Origin of the sequence: Flavobacterium fluviatile (assembly GCF_010645065.1) — a bacterium.
Taxonomy (GTDB): Bacteria; Bacteroidota; Bacteroidia; order Flavobacteriales; family Flavobacteriaceae; genus Flavobacterium; species Flavobacterium fluviatile.
In genome coordinates this window covers 331,323-349,743 of record NZ_JAADZW010000002.1, presented here as the reverse complement: position 1 = coordinate 349,743, position 18,421 = coordinate 331,323, and the positions used below count along the sequence as shown (strand labels likewise).

At 34.4% G+C, this 18,421-nt stretch carries 25 protein-coding genes and 2 tRNA genes; 23 read left to right on the top strand and 4 right to left on the bottom strand.

Annotated features, from left to right (window positions below; genetic code table 11):
- The first annotated feature begins 56 nt into the window (after positions 1–56).
- The 22 genes from GXM17_RS04875 (at position 57) to GXM17_RS04770 (ending at position 13,307) form a co-directional block, all read left to right on the top strand.
- Positions 57–425 (top strand): hypothetical protein, encoded by a 369-nt coding sequence (locus GXM17_RS04875; RefSeq protein WP_163398159.1) that lies wholly within the window; start codon positions 57–59, stop codon positions 423–425.
- A gap of 4 nt (positions 426–429) precedes the next feature.
- Positions 430–693, top strand: coding sequence for a hypothetical protein (locus tag GXM17_RS04870; RefSeq protein ID WP_163398158.1), 264 nt, complete (start codon positions 430–432; stop codon positions 691–693).
- Positions 694–713: 20 nt separating this feature from the next.
- Positions 714–1,574 (top strand): hypothetical protein, encoded by an 861-nt coding sequence (locus GXM17_RS04865; protein ID WP_163398157.1) that lies wholly within the window; start codon positions 714–716, stop codon positions 1,572–1,574.
- A complete protein-coding gene (locus tag GXM17_RS04860) occupies positions 1,561–1,752 on the top strand; it encodes a hypothetical protein (RefSeq protein WP_163398156.1) in 192 nt (63 codons plus the stop codon). The genes GXM17_RS04865 and GXM17_RS04860 overlap by 14 nt, the downstream gene beginning before the upstream one ends.
- Positions 1,753–2,208, top strand: a complete 456-nt coding sequence (locus GXM17_RS04855; RefSeq protein ID WP_163398155.1) for a hypothetical protein — start codon at positions 1,753–1,755, stop codon at positions 2,206–2,208.
- Positions 2,209–2,221: 13 nt separating this feature from the next.
- On the top strand, positions 2,222–2,638 hold the full coding sequence (locus GXM17_RS04850) for an annexin (protein WP_163398154.1): 417 nt from the start codon (positions 2,222–2,224) through the stop codon (positions 2,636–2,638).
- A gap of 2 nt (positions 2,639–2,640) precedes the next feature.
- Positions 2,641–2,991: a hypothetical protein gene (locus GXM17_RS04845; RefSeq protein WP_163398153.1), complete on the top strand. Its 351-nt coding sequence runs from the start codon at positions 2,641–2,643 to the stop codon at positions 2,989–2,991.
- A gap of 4 nt (positions 2,992–2,995) precedes the next feature.
- Complete coding sequence (locus GXM17_RS04840; RefSeq protein WP_163398152.1) at positions 2,996–3,367, top strand: LPXTG cell wall anchor domain-containing protein; 372 nt, start codon at positions 2,996–2,998, stop codon at positions 3,365–3,367.
- 83 nt (positions 3,368–3,450) lie between these two features.
- Positions 3,451–3,990, top strand: a complete 540-nt coding sequence (locus GXM17_RS04835) for a glycoside hydrolase family 108 protein (protein ID WP_163398151.1) — start codon at positions 3,451–3,453, stop codon at positions 3,988–3,990.
- A 67-nt stretch (positions 3,991–4,057) separates the two neighbouring features.
- The gene (locus GXM17_RS04830; protein ID WP_163398150.1) at positions 4,058–6,007 is read left to right on the top strand and encodes a hypothetical protein; all 1,950 of its coding nucleotides are present in this window, start codon (positions 4,058–4,060) and stop codon (positions 6,005–6,007) included.
- A gap of 16 nt (positions 6,008–6,023) precedes the next feature.
- The gene (locus tag GXM17_RS04825; RefSeq protein WP_163398149.1) at positions 6,024–6,890 is read left to right on the top strand and encodes a hypothetical protein; all 867 of its coding nucleotides are present in this window, start codon (positions 6,024–6,026) and stop codon (positions 6,888–6,890) included.
- Positions 6,891–6,900: 10 nt separating this feature from the next.
- Positions 6,901–7,209 (top strand): hypothetical protein, encoded by a 309-nt coding sequence (locus GXM17_RS04820; RefSeq protein WP_163398148.1) that lies wholly within the window; start codon positions 6,901–6,903, stop codon positions 7,207–7,209.
- Positions 7,209–7,811 (top strand): hypothetical protein, encoded by a 603-nt coding sequence (locus tag GXM17_RS04815; RefSeq protein WP_163398147.1) that lies wholly within the window; start codon positions 7,209–7,211, stop codon positions 7,809–7,811. Before GXM17_RS04820 ends, GXM17_RS04815 begins: the two co-directional genes overlap by 1 nt.
- Positions 7,798–8,394, top strand: a complete 597-nt coding sequence (locus GXM17_RS04810) for a hypothetical protein (RefSeq protein ID WP_163398146.1) — start codon at positions 7,798–7,800, stop codon at positions 8,392–8,394. Before GXM17_RS04815 ends, GXM17_RS04810 begins: the two co-directional genes overlap by 14 nt.
- A gap of 4 nt (positions 8,395–8,398) precedes the next feature.
- Positions 8,399–8,626 carry a hypothetical protein gene (locus tag GXM17_RS04805; protein WP_163398145.1) on the top strand — a complete coding sequence of 76 codons (228 nt, stop codon included), beginning with the start codon at positions 8,399–8,401 and terminating at the stop codon, positions 8,624–8,626.
- A gap of 2 nt (positions 8,627–8,628) precedes the next feature.
- Positions 8,629–8,817, top strand: coding sequence for a hypothetical protein (locus GXM17_RS04800; RefSeq protein ID WP_163398144.1), 189 nt, complete (start codon positions 8,629–8,631; stop codon positions 8,815–8,817).
- A complete protein-coding gene (locus GXM17_RS04795) occupies positions 8,814–9,347 on the top strand; it encodes a hypothetical protein (RefSeq protein ID WP_163398143.1) in 534 nt (177 codons plus the stop codon). The genes GXM17_RS04800 and GXM17_RS04795 overlap by 4 nt, the downstream gene beginning before the upstream one ends.
- 30 nt (positions 9,348–9,377) lie before the next feature.
- A complete protein-coding gene (locus GXM17_RS04790) occupies positions 9,378–9,851 on the top strand; it encodes a hypothetical protein (RefSeq protein ID WP_163398142.1) in 474 nt (157 codons plus the stop codon).
- 34 nt (positions 9,852–9,885) lie between these two features.
- Positions 9,886–12,504 carry a zincin-like metallopeptidase domain-containing protein gene (locus GXM17_RS04785; RefSeq protein WP_163398141.1) on the top strand — a complete coding sequence of 873 codons (2,619 nt, stop codon included), beginning with the start codon at positions 9,886–9,888 and terminating at the stop codon, positions 12,502–12,504.
- A 32-nt stretch (positions 12,505–12,536) separates the two neighbouring features.
- Positions 12,537–12,725: a hypothetical protein gene (locus GXM17_RS04780; RefSeq protein WP_163397877.1), complete on the top strand. Its 189-nt coding sequence runs from the start codon at positions 12,537–12,539 to the stop codon at positions 12,723–12,725.
- 2 nt (positions 12,726–12,727) lie between these two features.
- Positions 12,728–12,943 carry a hypothetical protein gene (locus GXM17_RS04775; protein WP_163398140.1) on the top strand — a complete coding sequence of 72 codons (216 nt, stop codon included), beginning with the start codon at positions 12,728–12,730 and terminating at the stop codon, positions 12,941–12,943.
- A gap of 55 nt (positions 12,944–12,998) precedes the next feature.
- Positions 12,999–13,307, top strand: a complete 309-nt coding sequence (locus tag GXM17_RS04770; RefSeq protein ID WP_163398139.1) for a hypothetical protein — start codon at positions 12,999–13,001, stop codon at positions 13,305–13,307.
- Positions 13,308–13,407: 100 nt separating this feature from the next.
- Here the strand turns inward: GXM17_RS04770 and GXM17_RS04765 are convergent, their stop codons facing one another.
- From GXM17_RS04765 to mutS, 4 genes are all read right to left on the bottom strand, one after another.
- Positions 13,408–14,745, bottom strand: a complete 1,338-nt coding sequence (locus GXM17_RS04765) for a tyrosine-type recombinase/integrase (protein WP_163398138.1) — start codon at positions 14,743–14,745, stop codon at positions 13,408–13,410.
- 53 nt (positions 14,746–14,798) lie between these two features.
- Positions 14,799–14,884, bottom strand: a tRNA-Leu gene (locus GXM17_RS04760).
- A gap of 83 nt (positions 14,885–14,967) precedes the next feature.
- Positions 14,968–15,040: transfer RNA gene (locus GXM17_RS04755), tRNA-Gly, on the bottom strand.
- A gap of 144 nt (positions 15,041–15,184) precedes the next feature.
- On the bottom strand, positions 15,185–17,791 hold the full coding sequence (gene mutS, locus GXM17_RS04750; RefSeq protein ID WP_163398137.1) for a DNA mismatch repair protein MutS: 2,607 nt from the start codon (positions 17,789–17,791) through the stop codon (positions 15,185–15,187).
- Positions 17,792–17,976: 185 nt separating this feature from the next.
- Between mutS and GXM17_RS04745 the strand changes: the two genes are divergently transcribed.
- Entirely contained in the window at positions 17,977–18,402 is a 426-nt protein-coding gene (locus GXM17_RS04745) for a DUF1573 domain-containing protein (RefSeq protein WP_163398136.1), read from the top strand.
- Positions 18,403–18,421: the final 19 nt, after the last annotated feature.

The following is an 18,421-nucleotide window of genomic DNA, read 5'->3' as shown; positions in this document are numbered from 1 at the left end:
CCATAACCCAAAAAAGCCTTGTCTTATTAGGCAAGGCTTTTTTAATTTTTACTGCAATGGAAGAAATTTTCGAATACATAACAAGTACGGTAACGCTTAACGAAACCGAAACCCAAGATACTGATAATGTTTTAGTTCCTGATGGAACAATTGTAGGTATAGCCGCTGTTATTTCAGGAAATACCGAATCAAGAATCATAAACCTTTCTATGCTTCAAAACAATTTTGAAGTGGTAAGAGCAGCAGATGTTCGTTTTAGCGAAAGAACAAGCGGAGGCTCCTTCAAGGAAAGTATGCGCCCGGTTAACTTGCCAGGCGGAAGAAACTACGAAACAAGAATTGTTGCGCTATCTGCTTCTACAACTGAAAAGGTATCGATTCAAGTCATGTTTATGATTTCTAAAAAAGTACCAACTCAATACTAAGACTATGAGCCAGTTATTACATTGTGGCAATCTTGTAAATGATTTAATTAAGGACAATCATTCTGCTTTACCACTTAGCGGAATGATTAACCCGACTTTCCAAAATCAAGGCACTGCTTCGGTAACAATTGATGGCAGGATTTTAATGCCAGACGAAACTTTTACAGTTTTCGCACCAATTGTACTGCAAAATGCAATACCGATAGTTTTTGAAGCCGATAAGACTAAAACAAGAAAGCTTTACCTGTCTTACGTATCTGTTATTTAAACTCAAATCACGCAATAATTATGAGTAATATTCAAAGTATTATACAATTTCTAAAGGGAAAACCGGAGCATTTTATAAGTATTACCAATCAAAATAATGGCAATATGGTTGGTAAAAAAGATATTTATATAAGCGATATCCCTAACGAAGATTTAACCAGTTACATAAAGTTTAATCTTGGTCAGATTTCAGAACCTACATTGGTTTGGATAGAAATGCGAGCGAAACAAGGGGTAACAAGCATAAAGAAAAATTCATGCAAAATAGAGGTTATGCCGGATAATTACAGCCAAACTATGCCAGCAGTTCAAAACTTGCCAGTTGTATCAGAGCCACAGCCACAAGCACACCCTGCATTTTTGGCTGCACCATCCTTAGGTAATAATATTTTTGGGCTTGGTTTTCCTGAAATAATGAGTATGCAGCAAAAAGCAAATCAACTGGAGGACAAAAAAGAACAGCTTTCAGAATTAAAGGAAGAATACAAAGAGTTAAAACACAACTTTAATTTACTCGAAGTTAGCCACAGAGAAGCGTTAAGTAAACTTGCAGTTGCTGAATCTCAAAAGGAAATGGCTGTGATGATTGCTAAAAACGAAAATAAATCTTTTACGGATAGCCCTGCTTTTGCAATGATGATGGAAAAAGCACCTGAAGTACTTGCCGGAATTGTGGCAATGAAAACAGGGGCAGTACCACAAGCCCCAATTGGTTTAGGTGCGCCCGGTGTTTCAGAAACTCACGATCAGTTTATTGAATTTATCAATGATAATTTGAACGAAAACCAAATCAACTTTTTAGGCAAAATTTGTGTTCAAATGAGTAACCAAGAATTTCAAAAAGAACTAACCACACTAATACAGAAATATGCCGGAAACTAACATAACCGTTAAAGCAAGTACCGAAATGGAATTGCTTACAAGAAAAAACGCAGTCGAAAAAGTAAACAATCTGCCAACAGATCAGTTAAAACGAATTTTAAAACTGGTAGAATCGCCAAAAGCAATCAGTTATTTATCGAATGATATAAAATTCGCAATGCTGCAAAAATTTTTATAAATGAAGCAAAAAAAATCAAAATTAGGAAATCCAGTTCAAGTAGCACTAATAGAAAAGGCAGCCGAAAAAACATTTGACGTAATTCCTTTTTTGATTAAAACAACTGTAATACTTGGTCTTGGATGGTTTGCCTATTACAAATTTACTAACCGATTTGTAAAAAGGAAAGAAAACAGTTCTTATCCTGCTGCAAACGTAAGTATCGCACAAGCAAAATCTCGTGCAGATGCTATTTACAGTTCAATAGGATGGGTTAGCAACGATTTTGAAAACGTAGCAAGTCAGTTAACCGGACTGAACTATAATGGTTTTGTTCGTGTTTATAATGCTTTCGGGCACAAAAGAGGAACTTTATTGGCAGGTGATCTTACACTCGAAGAATGGATTTATAACCAATTCTCAAAAGAGCAAGTACAACAGTTATCGTTTTTATTAGGCGGTGCATTTTTTCAATAAAAAAACTATAAAAATGAAAATATCTGATTCTGATAAAAAAAACATCAAAATAGGTTTAGGCGTAGTTGCTGGAGGCTTATTGCTTTATTTCATTTTTAGAAATAAGACTGAAAAATACGATCCAACAGGAAATCCGGATTATATTCCTGCTCAACCGGTTTTTAATGCTAAAAACATTGCAGAAAATCTTTATGAAGCTATGAAAGATATAGGTACTGAAGAAGATGCAATTTTAGAAACTTTAAAAACAGTAACTCAAAGCCAGTTTGCACAAGTAGTTGAGGCATTTGGAAAAAAAGAATACAATTCATGGACTGGAAATCAGGTTGGTTTTGGATTAACAAAAGAGCCTTTGAAGGTTTGGTTAAAAGAAGAATTGTCCGTTAAGGATTATGCAATTTTGAAAATGAAATACCCTTACAGCTTATAATTATGGAAAAATGGACATGCAATAGTTTTTATGAAAAAGACGAACCAACAGCAAGTGTACAGCCAAAAAGCATTACGACCTTTAACACAGGAACAAATGAGGTAATTCTAACACCTGTTCTAAGCAATAATTTAACGCACAAAGGAAATTTGTCGCTTGAAGAAACACCTGTTTTAACAACTATTCCTGCAACGGCAGAAACTGTAAGCGAACCGGAACCGGAAACAAAAACAGCCGTTAAAAAGAAATCAACACTTTGGATTTGGGGAGCAGCTTATTTAGCATCGATTTTATATGCTCCAAGCGAAAACCCGAATTACATTGACAAAAGCAATACAAACGTAACACCTTAGTAATATGAATATTTCAGCAATAGTCTTAGACGAATATAACGGAGGTTTTCCGAGTGTTAATGTTTGGGTTAATGGGAATCCCATTGCACAAACAGATGTAGATGGAAAGTTCACAATTCCTAACGTTAACGCTAATGATCAGATTAAATTGACTTATCAAGGCTATTCTGACTATATCACTACAGCTTCAAAGCTTCCTGCGAAAATACAGTTAGCTCAGGGCGCGGTTCAATTAGACGGACTAACTATAAAATACGGATTCAAAAAAACACCGTGGCTTTTGTGGCTTGGTTTAGGTTTGGCTGTTGGCGGTATTTCAATATACGCTTACAAAAAAAACCAAAAAACAAAAACCCCGATCAAAGCAAAAATTTAAACTCAATATTCATTGCGTGAAATTGCCCTTGCCGTTCAATAGCCATTTAGAACGGCAAAAGGCAATTTTAATAACACTAAACTATGGCAAATTTCAATTTATTTATACCAATCCTTCAAAGAATTGAGGGAGGTTTCCAACAATTAAAAAAAGATCAGGGAAACTATAATTCATTAGGTCAAAATGTAGGAACGAATTACGGAATTTCAGCAGCGTTTTACGAAACGATTATAAAAAGACCGCCTACAGTTGCAGACATGAAAGCAATCACTAAAGATTTGGCCAAGAAACTTTATAAAAAATATTTCTGGGATGACATTCAAGGTGATATTTTAAAAAATCAGTCTATTGCAAACTTAATTGCAGATCATGCTGTAAACTCCGGAGAAAGTCCAATAGGAAAAATTGTTCAAAGAATCCTTGTGAATGATTTTGGTAAAACATTAACCATTGATGGTGACATAGGTGTAAAAACCGCACAAGCAATAAACTCTGTAAATCAGCTAGTTTTGTTTGATAAAATTAAAACAGCCCGCTATGACTATTATGTAAATCTTGGTGGGGAATTTTTAAACAGCTGGCTTAACAGACTAAAAAACTTTTCGTACTCAAAAAACGATTAGCCATCGGAATCGGTGGCATATTGGTAATTGCAGGTTTAATCTACTACTATAATAAAACGCATAAAAAATGAGTGAATTAATCCCCATAGGTATTCATAAAAAAAATAAGAATAACGGAAACGGTAACGGCTTACCATGGACTACTGTTAACTTTGAATTTACAGGTTCTAAGCTATTTAACTTCTCACAAGCTGTAACAAAAATCATTTTGGTTAAGGTTGACAATATCCCATTAAACGGTGATGCAGGTGCGCCAATACAATACCGTTTAAATTCTCCTTTTCAATTAGAAATCTTAGACGAAATGATCGTTGGAGAGGACAATTGGGTTAGTGTTACCTATAACTACGGAGAAATTAACGAAGATACACCTGGTCCTATTGCCATACCTACATTTGATTCAATCTACAAAGGCGCAATCGTGCCAACTTCTCCGGCTCCGGGTGGTACAGGCGTTGCGACATGGTCAGCTACACAAGCGGGTACTTATACTAATTTTGGCGGTGTTGTTGTAAATGCTAATAGTTTGGCGACTATTTCAAGAAATGCAGCGGGTGTTTTTGCGATTTCGCAAACGGCATTGGATTTCACCGATTACACTCTAAAATCACAAATAAAACCCATCTATTCATCAATTGCTTTAGCAAACAATAATACTATCAGCGGTGATCGTTTAGGCAAAGTGATAGGGATTAATAATGATGGAAAAATAACTGATTATTCATGGAAAAATGGTGTACTTGATCAAGATCTAGTTCTTTACAAACCACTTGATGAAAATTTACTTTATTATTCAGGAAGTGACGATTATTTATATACCGTTACAGATTCAAGCGACAGGCTTCTTTTTGGAGTTAGAAAAGACGGTTCTTTTTATGTGGCAAAGTTTGCCTCAAATTACATTTTAGGAAATGCATTAAAAGATTCTTCTATTTCATTTACAAAAATCGATTCAGATTTTAAGATTAGAATACCGGAAACAATTTTGCTTGAGCAAGGTTATATTTATATAGTTACAGATTCTCAGGACAGAATATTGTTTGGAGTTAGAAATGACGGTACATTTTACGCACCAAAATTCAGTTATAATTTAAATGATCTATCAGTTACCGAAAATAAATTGTCGTTAGCCGTTCAGGCTAAATTAAACAGCGCAGGTAATTCTTACATAACTTGTAAAGGGGATAGCCTTACAGGAGGAACAGGAGGTGGTGTTGTCCCTTTTCCAACTATTTTACAAACGCTTGTTGGAGCAGGACATCCTGTTTATAATTTAGGAGTGGGTGGCGAAAATGTACCTACAATTGCCGCAAGAACAGGAGCGGTACCAGCAATAGTTACTTCATCGTTTACATTACCAGCAGATACGACAAATACTGTTGAAATTTCAAGTGATGCTAATGTGCTATTGAAAAATAGTTTGTATGGGGCACCAGTTAAAATTCTATTACAAGGAAGTCCTGCAATGGTGAACCCTTGTTACATTCAAGGAATAGAATGTACTATTGCATATAACAGTGCTGGTGGGATTTATACTTTGAAAAGAAATGTAGCTGATGTTTCTACAACTTATATACCTGCCAATTCATCATTAAATTTTACAAGTTCGAAAATTCATAGAAATCCTTTTATAGATATAATTTTCGTAGGGCAAAATGGAGGATATAACTCCACAGATAATGAATTGGTTGATTATATTAAAAAAATGGCTGAATTTTCGGGATGCCCAAATTATTTAATCATTGGGATGCACTCTGGGACGGCTGCTTCTAGAGCATCTTTAGAGCTTTTAATGTTTAACGAATTTGGACACCGTTATATAAATTGGCGTCAATACGTATCAAATTATGGATTACGTGACGCGGGATTAACGCCAACAACTGCTGATAATGCTGCAATGGCTGTAGGTAGTTGTCCTCCTCAATTGTTAATCGATTCCGTACATCTTTCGACTGCGGGGCACACAGTTCTTGCAAATCTTACGTATAAAACAGCAATTGAATTAGGATACATTTAACTTTAAAATAAAAAAAATGTCAGGATTTAAATTAAAATTACCGGATGCCGTCACAGATACTAATATGCCTATTTTGTATCCTGACCCAATTATGTCTAAAGGTTCGTTATTCTTATTTGACCCGTCAAATAGTGTGGGGGGAAGTCCCACAATTCTGACCAATGGCGGAACAGTTCCTAATTTAGCATGGAAATCGGCTGCGGAAATTATAGGGAGTGGTAACGCATTAACTCTTGCGGCTAAAATTAGCACTTCAGGAATTACATCTTCTACTGGAATACTAGAAATGACTAATAAAAAAGGAGTTCACTTCATATATTCTAAAATTAATGGAACATCTAATACACAATGGAATTGCATATTTCCAGACGGTATAAAAACACATTTGCTTAATTCGTGGACCACCAAAAAACTTTACGTTAGCGTTTGGGGTCAAGTAACAAGAATCGGAGATACCAATACAAGTGCCTTTATTCTCATTGGCAATTCTTCCACTTTTCCATCGAACTACAAAACATATTTTTCAAGAGATTCGACGCTTCCGAATACAAATTTAGGAAGAAGAGAACTTCCTTCGATACCTAATACCGTTGGAAAGTATTTTAGAAACATTGCACAAGCAGGATCTACAGGAACAACTCCTACGAATCTTGCAAGTACAATTGCACAGATAAAATTGGGCGCAGGAAATGCATTCGGTTTTTTTGAAGCAAACAAATGTGATTCTAGAATTATATATAGAGTCTATGTTGAAGATTTAGACATATCAGGAAGAACTTATTCTGAAGTTGACGCACTTGATAAAGCTTTATATGATGAAGCTTTTGGCACAGGAGGAAAATATTACAACGATACATTTACTGACCCTGCAACTTTACCTTAAATCAAACCCAATGGCAAAACTCATAAAAAACAGCAAAGGCAGTCAGGGCGTCAAAAGAACTACTGTAAATTATAACTCTGCAACTCATGATCTCGCTGGACATTTAAAAGGCATTGATGATGCTTTAGGCTTAGGACAGGAAAATTTTACACGTAATATTTACATCAACATTGATGATCTCAATCTTTCTGAAGGAGAAGAAATTAGTGCTGAAAAAATCAATATTTATTTAGCCACTTTACCAGCTGCACAAAAGACAATTCAAAAAACAGATCGCAAAACAAATCTTGTTTTTTACTCAATTGTCGAAACATCGTGATGACGGTTTATGTAATTAGTTTTTTTGACAACAAGCAAAGCCGATATGATAGTTTTAGAAAGTTAATTGAAACATTTTTAAAACTTAATGTAAAAATCGTAGTGCTTTGGATGAATCACGAACATCAAAAAATTTTACACCCGGATATTAGCTATATAAATTCAGAAAAAACAAACGCATCTGTAGCAAGAAACAAGCTTTTAAAACTTTTCTATTCCTCAGATCAGCATGAAGCGATATTTAGCGATGATGATGTACAGATTTTAAATGTGAATATTTTAAACGAGCCTTTCGACAATTACGATGTTATTACATTTTTAAGCAACATAAGTCACAGGCCTCACAGGTATTATTTTTTTGCCAGTACGCTTTTTAAAATTCAACAACATAAAGAAATCTATTTTGATGAAAGTTTAGAAGCAAACCAAGATTTAGACTTTGGATACAACTGTTTTTTTAATGGTGTAAAAATTAAAGAAGTGTACACAAAGGACGTGTACAACGACAAAGAAAACTCGGTTATGTTCAAAGATGAAAATGACCGGAAAAAGAAAAAAAAAGAAGCGTTTCACAAAATAAACCAAAAGTATGGCACTACCTAACGGAGCAATAATAGAAAAAGTTTATGAAATAATTGATATTGGTATCGGTGTAATTCCAGCATTAACGGATGATAATATTTTATTGATTTATGAATCATTAAACTTAGATAAAGTTTCCGGACAAAATTCAGATCTCACAGGAACAAAATTCATTAGAATATTAAATTCCTTGCTTTTGCATACCGGATATGGTTTAATCTATTTTGAGAATAATCCAGCCACTGCAAGCGAACCAAATCTTTATATAGGAATTAGAGGAAACGAGCCAACAAACGGAATTGGATTGAAATTCTTATCTGACAGAGTAGTTTTTGTAGATACCATCAGAGAAAAAGGCTTAGAATATGATGCGGATTTTAAAGAAAATTTTACTGAACTAAGTTTAGTAAGTAAAATATATGTTGATAGCAGAACCGTAATTAATGAAACTACAACTGCTTTAACGGCATCAGATTTAAACACAGCCTACCCAACTGCAACCACAGGATTTAAAGTACAATGTAAAAGCATTTCGGCTGGAGGCTTAATTTATGAGAAATCAGCTGCCGGGTGGATTCAATATGCAATAGTAACCGTAACATAATTATATGAAAACAAAATTAACCCAAGCCACACCAAAGCTAAATGTAATTTTATGGTATTTAGGCTCTTTTTTTTATGCTTTGTCTATTTTTATAAATGAAAACAGAGGCACGATTTCAGAGTTAGGATTAACCTACGAAACAGAAAGTAGAATAAAAATAGCAGGGATTATATTGTATTTTCTCTTTACCTATTTCAATTTTAACCAAATACAAAAACCTAAAAAGCCTTAGCTATGAGATTCCCCTTTTACGACCTGATCGATTTAAAATTAACCGCCTTATACTCTTTTATGCTGTACCTATTAAACGAACAAAGCCTTGAACTATTTTATAAGGTAATTTGCGGAATCATATTTATTGGATATAATTTAAACCGCTGGCATATTATGCGTGTAGAATTTAAAAAACGAAACAAAAAATGAAAAAGTATATAGCACTTAATCTGATCTTAATAATTGTACTTATCTTATTGGTAAGCTGCAAATCAAAACAACCTATTAAAGAGGTTTATAAAGAAAAAGAAATCAATTACGATAGTATTTTTCATGCGAAAAACACCGAAATTAATAAAGCAATAATCGACAGCTTAACGATTGCTTTAGGAAAAGTGCAAACTGGCAGAAAAGATTGTGACAGCGTTTGCCAAATTGCACTTGACAATGTTTTAGCCAGGTTAAATATTAAAAAGCAATCCGGAGACAACTCTTATGATATTCGTTATGATGCTGCAACAAATACGCTTTACATAAATAACAAGATTGGAGCAACCGCAAACAAATCGAAAATTGAATATCGAAACGTGGGAACGATCAAAACTATTTATTCTCATAGAGATATTCCGGTAGAAATACCATTGAAAAAATGGCAAATAACATTAATGTTAATAGGTGCAGCATCAATTGGTTATATTCTAATAAAAATCGTTAATTTTATACGGTTAAAAACCATTTAACAAAACACCATTAAACCAAACCACAAACCAATGGAAGGAAAAACCATCTTCAAAGTATTGGGCGGTACTGCTGTACTTCTTACCCTATTTGCTTTCAAAAAGAAAAATGACTTTTCAAAAGTCTTAGAAGAAATGACCTTAGATGTCCGTAATATTCGAAACTTACGAATGAACGGAGCAAAACTATTAGCGGATGTAGATTTAGGTTTTCATAATCCGACTAAATATGATATGACGATTTTGACAGCTGGACTTATTAAATTAAAGCAAATTAAATTGTTTTACAAAAGAGTACAAATTGGTTCTGCGTTATCTTTGAATGGATTAGATACTTTTGAACTTCCGGCAAAAAGCAACTATTTAATTACAGATATTACAATGGAATTAAAACTTTTTAGTATTGCTGACCAATGGATTAACAATGGAATGGATGCGAACATGAACAATTACACCGCTCATATTACAGTTGAAGCCCTTGGTAAAAGCTGGGTAATTGAACAGTAAAAAAGAAGTAAAACACCATTAAACCACCAATCAAATGTTATCATCTACCAAAACCTTTAACGGTTTGGGCGGTACTATTGCAACACGAGAAAGTCTCGTAAAATTGCAAATACTAGCCAAAGCCGAAAGCAATAAAGAAGTTTATGCAAGAGTTTCAAAACTTCTGAAATCATATCCAAAAGCAACTGTTTTTGAGTTAGAAGTCGAAACACTTATTGAAGAAAAAAAGACAGTTCGACTAACTTTGAAAACAGAAAAAAAAGGCGAAGAACTTCATTATTTACTTAACGAAACTAAAGTTGCATCCGTAAATATTTCGGGTGTGATAACCTGGCATAAAAAAGGTATCGAACAACGACACCGTAACAAAATCCGTAAAGATGCAAATAAGGTTGGATTGAACGCCGCAAAAGAAGAATCTGTTCCGGTTGAAATGCTGAACGGTATTGAAGAAGAAACACCCGATCAGATAGAAATTTACGGTTTAGGTAAAGCGGTTTCTCCTGATGATATTTATAGCATGATTACTAACCGTATGCTTGAACTTATTAAAGCAGCTAATAAAGGCGACTACAAAAGAGCATGGAATGATGAGGGTTATTTGATTCCGTACAATTTCGTTTCTAAAAAGCCTTATCGTGGGATAAACAATTTAATGCTAACTCCAATTTTCGGAACGTTGGACAATCCGTATTATTTGACATTTGCACAAATACAGGAAAAAGGAGGTAAACTTAAAAAAGGAAGTCACGGACACCAAGTTGTTTATTTTTCAAAAACTGAACGTGAGTATTCCGATGCGGAAATTGAAAGAATTAATAAATCAGCAGGGAGCGAATTAGCGAAAAAAGGAGATAAAAAAGAGTTTCTATTTTTAAAATATTACAATGTTTTTAGCGGTTCTGACATAGAGGGAATCGACTTTGATTTAGATAATTTCGATTTACTTGGAAAAGTTTCTAATGATGTAGAAGCCGGGCAAAATGAAAAGATTGCACTTGCTGAAGAAATAGTAAAAAACTATCCTAAACCAAGCCCTACAATTGAATTTAAAGGAAACAAAGCTTTCTTTGCTCCCTCTAAAGATTTGGTAAGCATGCCACCTATTGATAAATTCAAAAGTTCAAACGATTTTTACAGAACCTTTTTTCACGAATTAAGCCATAGTACCGGACATAAAAACAGATTAAAGCGTGATTTTTCGGGAAGTTTTGGAAGTAAAGAATATGCCTTCGAAGAATTAACAGCAGAATTTGGAGCGGTGTTTTTATCAGCACAAGCGGGAATTATGTTTTATACCAATAAAAATCACGCTTCATATTTAAAAAGCTGGAATGAAGTTTTAGTGCCACAAATGAAAGAAGACAATCGCTTTTTGATGCGTGCAAGTTCTGCAGCACAAAAAGCAGCTGATTTTATTTTGAATGCAGAAAACAAAAATGAGATCCCGAAACCAATAACCACAAAAATTGCTAAAAAAAATACAAAAACCACAAAAAAGGTTGCGAGGCCAATCAAAAAAAATGCTAAATCCACAACAAAAACAATTAACGTAATCGGATATGCTATTGTTGATAATATTGATGGTTCGATTGTGGCAAGCAAGAAAACACTTCCTGAACTCGAAGCGGTCTATCAAAAATTAGATGTTTTTATTGAAGATATTCCGGTATTGGTTTATGAAATCATAGAGAAATCAGGCAAAAACATTTTAGCCGATCAGATCAATGTAACCTGGCACAAAACAAAAGTTGATTCAAAAGGACAAACGGCTTTGTTTGGTTCTTTAAATTCTCCAATTGTCGAAAATATTGAAACCATTTACACACAGGTCCCGGCACAACCGCAAATCGTTACACCGCCTCCAGTCATGGTTGAAAAGGTAAATTTACCTTTAGAAATTAACACTAATACCGAGGTAGAAACCGAAAAAAAGGTAATTACCCTTACGAATAAAAATTCTTTAGCCTACAGAAGGCAAAACCGTTCAAATAGCGATCATGAATATTACATCATCGATAATAATGATATTTCTGAATTTTTAGGAGAAATTGAAAAAAAGAAAAGAGAAAGTGTTGCAATTACTATTGCAGGCGGTCAAGGTTCAGGAAAAACAAGTTTTGTTTTTCAGCTAATCAATGAATTTGCTAAAAACTATAAAGTTGGTCATGCATCAATAGAAGAGCATCCGGATAGTGCTTTATATGAGAATAAAGCAGAAAGATTTTGGAATGACAATGCAAAAAACGTTGTGGATTCTCCTGAAATAAATACAATGCAGGATATCCACGATTTAATTATGCGTAACGATGTAATTGTAATTGATAGTTTTAGCAAATTACTGTCAATGGACAAAAGAATTACTTTAGATGAAACCTTCAGAAAAAAATATGATGGAAAACTTTTTATCATTATTTACCAGTTAACAACAGGTAATTCGATGCGTGGCGGTTCAGCATCACAATTTGATGGCGATGTAATTTTATTTGTAGAAAAGTTTCCAAATTTCAGCGAAAACTATGTTTACGCAGATAAAAACAGATACCAAGACCGTTCACTCGATGAACTCCGTTACAATATTGCAAGCGCAAAGCTTGAACAGTTAGACGAAGAAGAAAAACCGTTAGAATTTACAGAAATAGAAAGAATTTAATAATTATAAACACCATTAAACCAAAAACCATTATGGCAGCCAAAAGAGTATCAAAAAAAGAAGCTACAACAGCATGCGGAACGCATTTAAAAAAGGGTTATAAATACGTAAAAGGCGGAGGCGTAGTCAAAGTATCAGCAGCTAAAAAACCAGTAAAAAAGAAAGTTGTAGCAAAGAAAAAAGTAGCATCCAAAAAAAGAACTGCAACCAAAAAGAAATAGTTATGAAAACAATTAAAGTTACTCGTACAAAAGTAAAAACACTAAAAGAAGTGGCTAAAATTTTAAAAATTTCTGAATCAAAAGCATCAGAAATAAAAAAGAAAATTGAATCAGATATAGGCGCACCAAGCTACATGGTGTGGGGGACTGGAACACAAAAAGGTTATTTACTATCTTCATTTGGTAAGAAGATAGGAATAAAAGTAGAAAAAAAATAAATATAAAAAAACCTCTCAATTTGGGAGGTTTTTTTATATTTGGGTATGGAAAAATTTGAATTTACCCCCCCCCGAATTTCTTTTTTGTGAAATTCCAATTAAAGATGGAACTCAAAACGATCAGCGTATATGGATTTACCATCGTTTGAGTTTATCGCTAATTGAATTCATAAACGTAGATGAATTCAAAGATTTTCAATTTAAAGGAATACAGGATAGATTTGAACATTTAGACGAAAACTGGTTCGGGTTTTATGTACAAAATAATTGCGAAGCTACAGATAATAACGACAAAGAAGTTTTAAAAAATGCGTGGCGTTATCTTGAAAATTATCTAATTTGGGAAGATTCAAACGAAATATAAGATTAAGCCATTTTTTAATTAAAAAAGCTCTATAATCTGACTTACAGATTTTAGAGTACTTTAATTAGGGCTCTATTTTTTATGTAATCACACCGAATATTTAAAATTCCAAAGTATAATCCGCACCGTAATCTTTTGGAAGCATTCCGCCAATATCACGCAAATAATTTCTTAAAGCATCTTCGCTCGCATGTCCGGTAGCTGGCATTAATTTTAGAATGGCTTCGCGTTCTGTAAGCCCTTTTTTTATGTGAGAAAAAAACAAATCTAATGCTGCGGTATGTCTAAAGCTGTATATTCCGTATTCATCCCCATACCCAAAATGATTTTTAACTTTTTTAAATCTATTCCCAAAGTGATCTACTTTTGTTTTTTCGCTGGCATCCCAAATCTCAAAAGCACCGGTGTTAGTAAAAAGGTGTGCTTTTTTGGGTAAGCTTGAAACATTGATTTCGTTTAGGTAAGTTAAAACGGGCCCGACTAATCGTTTGGTTTGTCTGGCTTGTGTTTTAGTTTCTATTTTTAAATACTTTTCTTTTAAATTTATATCACCAGCTGTTAGCCTTATAATTTCCCTATTGCGCAAAAATGTAAAAATAACGAACTGTATGAAGTGATACAGTTGCTTATCATGCTGTAATAAATATTCCCTGATTTCTTTTACCTGATATCCGGTAAAAGGAGTGTTCTTGATCGGGTCATTCTTTTTTGTATCAACATCAGCAAGAAAATTGTGATCGATAATTTTATCTTTAACTAATTTTTCAAACAATCCGGATAAACATCTTTTGTAATTATCCTGCGAAGTTCCGCCAACTCCCCTGCCTTTTGGTTTAGGCATTGTTAACCAGTTCATAAACGCAATTACATGAACGTCTTTAAGTTCTGCAATATCTATTTTGTCTAATTTGTTCGCTTTTGTCCATTGTAGAAAAACATTTAACCTTGTAATATAATCACTTGCAGTAGATTCTTTCCAAGTTCCTAATTTATTATCATAAGCATAATTTAATGCAGTACGAACAGTATATTTTATGTTTTCAAATGATTCTGTTTCTGCTGCTTTTGGTTTAACTGATTTTTTCAAAGGCTCAGCCAATATTTTTTCGGATATAGGATTATCAGCAAATGGATTTAGTCCCTGAGAAAGTAAAAGAGTGTAAGCATCTACCCACACCTTACCAATCTCTTTTCTCTCGTTAACGGTTTTGTAAGTATTAATTTTGCAATAATCTTTAAATTTTTCCATCAATCCGGTTTCAGGATTTCTGAAATAATAATATACATACCACCGTTTATTAGGAAGTACAGACGGTTTTCCGTCCACTTTAGGAATAAATAATTTCACATCGGAATAGTTACGCATACCTACATTTATTCGAATAGTTACAGGCTCGTTTGTAGGCTCGTTTGAAAAAGTGAACTCTAATTTTCTCATAATTAAAACCGAGCCAAAATAAAAAAACCCCTTATAAATAAGGGGTTTTCTCGTACTCAGAGCGGGACTTGAACCCGCACGAACATTGCTGTTCACTGGATTTTAAGTCCAGCGTGTCTACCAATTTCACCATCCGAGCATTATATCTTTCAGGATTTTTTTTAGCTAATTTTTTTAAAAAAAATTAATTAAATCAAAAACTATCTGAGTGTTTTGGTTTTGAGCGAAAAACGGGGCTCGAACCCGCGACCTCGACCTTGGCAAGGTCGCGCTCTACCAACTGAGCTATTTTCGCGTTTCAAATTTTATTAAGAACAACAACACTTGTTCTGTATTGCGAGTGCAAATTTAGGACATTTATTCAATTAAACAAGCCTTTTTTGAAAAAAAATTATACTTATTTTATAACTTTCTGATAACCTAATCTTTAAATCTGAAATTATTTCTTAACCAGCATTCTCTTGATCTCATTCAGCTTCATTAATGCTTCAACTGGTGTAATTGCGTTTATATCAAGACTCATGATCTCTTCTTTTATTTCTTCCAGCAAAGGGTCGTCCAGATTAAAGAAACTCATCTGCATTTCATCATTTGCAGATTTGATTCCATTTAACGCGTCGCTCGAATGATTTTTCTCCAGTTTCTTTAGAAGCTTTTGTGCCTTTGAAATAACAAGCTGCGGCATTCCGGCCATTTTTGCTACATGAATACCAAAACTATGAGCGCTTCCTCCCTTTACAAGTTTACGGATAAAAAGAACTGTATCTTTTAATTCTTTTACCGCTACATTATAATTCTGGATCCTTGGCAGCGATTCCGTCATTTCATTTAACTCGTGGTAATGTGTGGCAAACAAGGTTTTTGCCCTGCCCGGATGCTCGTGTAAAAATTCAGCAATAGCCCATGCAATAGAAATTCCGTCATAAGTACTCGTCCCACGTCCGATTTCATCCAACAAAACCAAACTTCGGTCAGAGATATTATTCAGAATCGAAGCAGTTTCGTTCATCTCTACCATAAAAGTAGACTCTCCCATCGAAATATTATCTGAAGCCCCTACTCTGGTAAAAATTTTATCTATAATTCCCATTCTCACACTATCAGCCGGAACAAAACTTCCCATTTGAGCCAAAAGCACTATCAAAGCCGTTTGCCTTAAAATTGCCGACTTACCTGACATATTCGGTCCGGTAATCATGATGATTTGCTGCGTCTCCCTGTCTAAATATACATCATTTGCAATATAAGGCGTACCAACAGGCAATTGCTTTTCAATCACCGGATGCCTTCCGTTTCTGATATCCAATTCGAAAGTGTCATCAATTTCAGGACATACATATTTATTCTCTATAGCTAATTGGGTAAAAGAACACAAGCAGTCTAATTGCGCCACCAAATATGCGTTCATCTGAACTGGCTTGATATATGTTGCAATCCAGGCCACTAATTGTTCGAAAATATCGGTTTCAATTTTATGAATTCTTTCTTCGGCACCTAAAATTTTAGTTTCATATTCCTTTAGCTCTTCAGTAATGTAACGTTCAGCATTTACCAAAGTCTGCTTACGAATCCATTCTTCCGGGACTTTATCTTTATGTGTATTTCTGACTTCGATATAATAGCCGAAAACATTATTAAAAGAGATTTTCAAAGATGAAATTCCGGTTCGTTCCGATTCTCTTCTCTCAATTCCTTCCAAAAATTCTTTTCCTGAAGTTGATATCCCACGTAACTCGTCCAGCTCTTCGCTGATTCCTGGTGCAATGGCATTTCCTTTCGCAATCGCAACAGGCGCATCCTGATTTAAGGTAACTTTGATTTTCTCCCTTAACAAATCACAGGCATGCAGGCTGTCACCAATAATCTTCATTGCCTCCTGAGAACTTTCTAATGCTAAAGTTTTTATTGGAATAACAGCATCCAGAGACTCTTTTAAATACACAATTTCACGAGGAGAAACTTTTCCTGCGGCTATTTTAGAAATCAACCTTTCTAAGTCTGAAATTTGCTTTGTCTGATACTGAATATTATGTAAAATTTCAGGATTTGATTTCAAATAGGACACTACATCATGACGCCCTTTTATTTTATTACTGTCTTTCAGAGGAAGTGCCAGCCATCGTTTTAACAAACGCCCACCCATCGGTGAAAGCGTACGATCAATCACATCTAAAAGCGTTACTGCATTTGGATTATAACTATGATACAGTTCTAAGTTTCTGATTGTAAAACGATCCATCCAAACGTAAGCGTCCTCTGCAATACGCTGAATTGACGTAATATGCTGTACCCTTTTGTGTTGCGTTTCCGAAAGGTAATACAAAATAGCTCCTGAAGCGATAATTCCTTCTTTCAATTCTTCAACTCCAAAACCTTTTAGAGAAACAGTCTGAAAATGTTTTGTAAGAGTTTCGAGAGCATAATCTTCTTTGTAAATCCAGTCTTCCAGATAAAAGCTGTGAAAATCATCCCCAAAAGCATCCCTAAATTCGGTTTTGCAGGTTTTAGGAACGAGTATTTCACTTGGATTGAAGTTCTGCAATAATTTATCAATATATTCGGCATTCCCCTGTGCGGTTAAAAACTCTCCGGTTGAAACATCCAGAAATGAAACCCCGATATTTTTATTGGCAAAATAAACAGATGCTAAAAAGTTGTTTGTTTTAGACTGTAAAACCTCATCGTTTAAAGAAACACCAGGAGTGACAAGTTCCGTTACACCTCGTTTTACAATAGTTTTTGTCATTTTTGGATCTTCAAGCTGATCGCAGATTGCAACACGAAGTCCGGCTTTTACTAATTTAGGCAGATATGTATTTATAGAATGATGCGGAAAACCTGCCAAAGCTGTTTCAGTTTCAGAACCTGCACCTCTTTTAGTCAAAGTTATTCCCAGAATTTTGGAAGCTCTAATGGCGTCTTCTCCAAAGGTTTCATAAAAATCCCCTACTCTGAAAAGCAGACAGGCATCAGGATATTTTCTCTTGATTTCATTGTACTGTTTCATTAAAGGTGTCTCTTTCACCACTTTTTCTTTAGCTGCCAAATTAGTATGTTTTAAAATGAAAATTAAGACAGCGAATTTATGGTTTTTTGAAGGAATACCGAAGAGCTTCACTTAAAAGAATATCGAAAAGTTCCAAAAAAATAAAATATTTTAAGTATTTTTTAAGTTGAGATTTAAGAATTTTATATAGTTTTGTTCATCATTAAAACAAAGACTCTTAAAAGATGAAAAAAATAATCTTATTCGTTATGTTGGCTGTAGCAGGAATTACAGCTTCTAATGCACAAAGTAAAAAAGCAACAACTAAAGTTGCGAAAGTTCAGGGAGCAGGTATGGTTTTCGAAAATGAAACTATCGATTACGGAACTATCGCTCATAACTCAGATGGTAATCGTCAGTTTGTTTTTACAAACAACGGGACAAAGCCATTAATTATCACTAACACTCAGGGATCTTGCGGGTGTACTGTACCAACTACACCAAAAGAGCCAATTGCTCCGGGAGCTAAAGGTGTTATTGGAGTAAAATATGCTACAGACAGAGTGGGTGCTTTTACAAAAACGGTAACTGTAACTTCTAATGCTGAAGGGCAGCCAACAAAAACATTAACTATTAAAGGTACAGTTTTACCAGATCCTGCGAAAAGCTAATCTGAAAACAATAAAATAA